This is a genomic window from Actinocrinis sp. (genome assembly GCF_035650855.1).
Classification (GTDB): Bacteria; Actinomycetota; Actinomycetes; order Streptomycetales; family Catenulisporaceae; genus Actinocrinis.
In genome coordinates this window covers 1-3637 of sequence record NZ_DASRGV010000287.1, presented here as the reverse complement: position 1 = coordinate 3637, position 3637 = coordinate 1, and the positions used below count along the sequence as shown (strand labels likewise).

4 protein-coding genes are annotated in these 3637 nt (G+C 69.5%); 3 read left to right on the top strand and 1 reads right to left on the bottom strand.

Annotated features, from left to right (window positions below):
* Window positions 1-50 precede the first annotated feature (50 nt).
* Entirely contained in the window at window positions 51-233 is a 183-nt protein-coding gene (locus VFB40_RS20425; RefSeq protein ID WP_324853057.1) for a deoxyribodipyrimidine photo-lyase, read from the bottom strand.
* Between the two features lie 208 nt (window positions 234-441).
* Between VFB40_RS20425 and VFB40_RS20420 the strand changes: the two genes are divergently transcribed.
* The 3 genes from VFB40_RS20420 (at window position 442) to VFB40_RS20410 (ending at window position 3439) form a co-directional block, all read left to right on the top strand.
* Window positions 442-1023, top strand: a complete 582-nt coding sequence (locus tag VFB40_RS20420) for an ECF RNA polymerase sigma factor SigK (RefSeq protein ID WP_324853055.1) — start codon at window positions 442-444, stop codon at window positions 1021-1023.
* Complete coding sequence (locus VFB40_RS20415; RefSeq protein WP_324853053.1) at window positions 1020-1910, top strand: anti-sigma factor; 891 nt, start codon at window positions 1020-1022, stop codon at window positions 1908-1910. The genes VFB40_RS20420 and VFB40_RS20415 overlap by 4 nt, the downstream gene beginning before the upstream one ends.
* A 245-nt stretch (window positions 1911-2155) precedes the next feature.
* Window positions 2156-3439 carry a BamB-related PQQ repeat family beta-propellar protein gene (locus VFB40_RS20410; RefSeq protein WP_324853051.1) on the top strand — a complete coding sequence of 428 codons (1284 nt, stop codon included), beginning with the start codon at window positions 2156-2158 and terminating at the stop codon, window positions 3437-3439.
* The last annotated feature ends 198 nt before the right edge of the window (window positions 3440-3637 follow it).

The following is a 3637-nucleotide window of genomic DNA, read 5'->3' as shown; positions in this document are numbered from 1 at the left end:
GCGGGAACCCGGTGCGGCCCTCGGTCCACGCGGCGAACAACGCGTCATCGTCAACCCAGGCGATGGCACTCGATCAGGAATCGCGTGCGCGGTCCGGAGGCGTGTCGTCCGGCCAGCAGCCGCTCGTCAAAGCAGAAGACCGGCACCACGTGCTCGTGCGCCCGCAGCGCCGCGTCGAGCGCGGGATGGTCGGCCAGGCGCAGATCACGACGAAACCACACGAGCGTTGTCATAGCGGACGAGAATAAACCGTCGCCGAATGGTCCGGGGCCGCGATCGCGGACACGTGCACGACGGCAATCCGCGGGGCCGACGGCTCCGAAGCAAACGTGTGAGGATCACTGTGTCGGATCGCGGCCGAGACGCGCAGCTGGTGGGAGAACCGTGACGGATCGAGCTTCTTCGCAAGCGGGTGCGGGCCGTCCGGCCGGGTTGCGCGGCGTGCCCGGGCCCGAGGCCGGCGGGCGCGGCGCGGACCGGCCGACGCCCGAGGAGTGCCTGCGCAAGGTCGCGCTCGGGGACCGCGACGCCTTCGACCACGTCTACGCGGCCTTCGCCGGTCCGGTCTTCGGCCTGGCCAGGCGGGTGCTGCGGGATCCGGCGCAGGCCGAGGAGGTGGCCCAGGAGGTCCTGGTCGAGGTGTGGCGCACGGCCAGCCGGTTCAACCCGGAGCTCGGATCCGCGCAGGCCTGGGTGATGACCATGGCGCACCGCCGCGCTGTGGACCGGGTGCGTTCCGAGCAGGCGGCCGAGGATCGTGAGGCGAGGTTGGCGCGTTCGTCGGCGGTGGTCGACTACGACGACGTGGTCGAGACGGTGGAAAACCGGCTGGACCAGCAGCGGGTGCGCAACTGCCTCGGCGGGCTGACCGAGCTGCAACGCGAGTCGGTCACTCTCGCGTATTACAGCGGGTACACGTATCCGCAGGTTGCGCAGCTGCTCTCGGTGCCATTAGGCACCGTCAAGACGCGGATGCGCGACGGATTGGCCAGGCTGCGCGACTGCCTGGGAGTGGGGCGATGACTATGAACGCGATGCCGGACGTTCACACGCTGACCGGTGCGTACGTGTGCGATGCGCTCGCCCCCGCAGAGCGCGAGGCGTTCGAGGAACACCTGGCGCAATGCTCGGCGTGCAGCCAGGAGGTCGCGGAACTGCGTGAGGTCACTGCGGTGCTGGGGAAGGCCGTGGCGCTGGAACCACCGGCCCGGCTCAAGTCAGCCGTGGATGCGCGTGTCGCCGTCACCCGGCAGCTCCCGCCCGAGGTCAGCGGCGAGTTCTACGACAGTCGCAGCGGCAGCACGAGCGAAAGCGGCGCCAGCGGCGGGCCGTTACCCGAAGCTGAACGGTCCGCAGCTGACCAGTCCAACGCAGGACAGTCCGATGCGGAACGGTCCAACGCACAGGTAACGCCGATCGGAGACGCACCGAGCCGGCGGCGTCGGCGCGGTCTCGCCTGGAGTGGCTGGGCGGCGGCAGCCGTGCTCGCCGGCGTGGCGATCGGCCTCGGCGTGCACTCCGCGAGCCAGCAGCGCCAGCTCAACGCGCTATCTCAGCAGGCCGGCGTCGTGCAGCAACTGCTTTCCGCCCCTGACGCTCGCAGCGGCCGGGCCGCGGTGCGTACCGGTGGTACGGCGATGGTGCTGGACTCGCGCAGCCGTGACGAGGCGGTGATCTCGTTCACCGGACTGTCCGCTCCCCCTACGGGCAAGACGTATCAGCTCTGGATGATCGGCCCGACCGGCGCGCGCTCTGGCGGCCTGCTGACGGTCCCCGCCACCGGGAATCCGAACCCGGTCGTAGCGCACGGCCTCGGTGACGCACAGACCATCGGACTGACTGTCGAGCCCGCCCACGGATCGGCGCAACCGACTACCACACCGGTCCTGCTGCTGCCGATGGGTTCCTGACCTGGGTTCCTGACCTGGGTTCGTGGCCTGAGTTCGTGACCGGGCAAGATCGCGGATGCTTCGGCGGTTCTTACGGAGTGATATCCGATCATGCGCTAAAGCACGGCCGCTGCGAGACTGGGGCGATGCGTAGTCGCAGACTCGTGATCACGGCCGCCCTAGGGGCGTTCGCCGCGCTGGCGTCGGCGTGTTCGTCAGGCGGTGGAACGTCTCCATCAGCGGCGTCCACGAATCCGTCGACACCTATGCCGCAGGCCACCGCGACCGGAACGCCGGTCGCTGTCGGCGCGTCCGACTGGGTCACGTTCCATCGCGACAACGCACGCAACGGCACCGCGGCCGGCGTCACACATCCCGGCAAGCTGACCGTCGCATGGCGTGCACATCTCGACAGTGCGGTATACGGGCAACCGTTGCTGCTCGGCGGGATGGTCATCGCGGCGACCGAGAACGACTCGGTTTACGGCCTCTCCCCCGCCGACGGGCACGTGCTGTGGCACACGACCGTGGGCCGTCCCGAGCCGCTGTCCCAGCTGCCCTGCGGCAACATCGACCCGCTCGGCATCACCGCGACACCCGCGTACGACCCGGTCACCGGTTCCTTGTTCGTGCTCGCCGAAACCGAGGGCAGGCATCACATTCTCGCCGCGCTCGACCCGACTACCGGCGGCGTTCGGTGGACTCGGCCCGCCGAGCCGGCCGCGGGCGATGTTGCGGACGCGCAGGAGCGCGGAGCCTTGACCGTCGCGTTCGGCCGGGTCTACATCCCGTACGGCGGCTTGGCGGGAGACTGCGGAAACTACGTCGGGTCGGTCGTCGCGATCCCGACCAGCGGCAGTGGCAATCAGCTCTCGTATGGGGTGCCGACGCCGCGCAACGGAGGCATCTGGACGCCCGCCGGCGTCGTCGTGCACGGCCAGACCCTGCTGGCCGCAGTGGGCAACGGCGCGGAGACCGGCAACTACGACGGCAGCGACTCCGTACTCGAACTCACCCCGGATCTGAAGCGGGCCGATTTCTTCGCGCCCACCGAGTGGTCCGCCGACAACGCCGCCGACCTCGACCTCGGTTCCATGTCGCCGACGGTAGTCAACGGCTACGTCCTGATCGCCGGAAAGCGCGGCACCGCCTATGTGCTGAACCCCGATCATCTCGGTGGGATCGGCGGTCAGCTCGCGCAGATTCCGCTGTGCGCGGCATATGGCGCGGCGGCAGTGGACGGATCGACGGCGTACCTGCCGTGCCGCGGCGGTATCAGGGCCGTGACCGTGGACGCCAAAGGCGTCTCCGTGCTCTGGCAAGCAGATCCGCAGTCGGCGGCGGATCCGCCGGCGGTAGGCGGCGGCGCGGTGTGGTCCATCGATGACGGCGCCGGGATCCTCTACGCGCTCGATCAGCGCACTGGCAAGCAGATCGCGCAGGTGCAGGTCGGCAAGGGCCCGCACTTCGCCTCCCCGACGCTTGGCCAGGACCGCGCTTACGTCGGGACTTTGGACGGAGTCACCGCGGTCGGTATCTCCGCTTCCTGATTTCTCCGGCCACCACTAAACCAGCGGTCTCCGATACCAGTCTCTTCAATCTCACTGTGCGGCGTCGGCGCGGGCGAGCAGATCGACCACCTCGGCGTCGGTGAGCTGCTCGAAGTCCTCGTACCAGTTGCCGACCGCGACCATCGGTTCCGGGGCGCACAGCCAGACCAGCTCGTCGGCGACGCGGCCGAGCGCGCC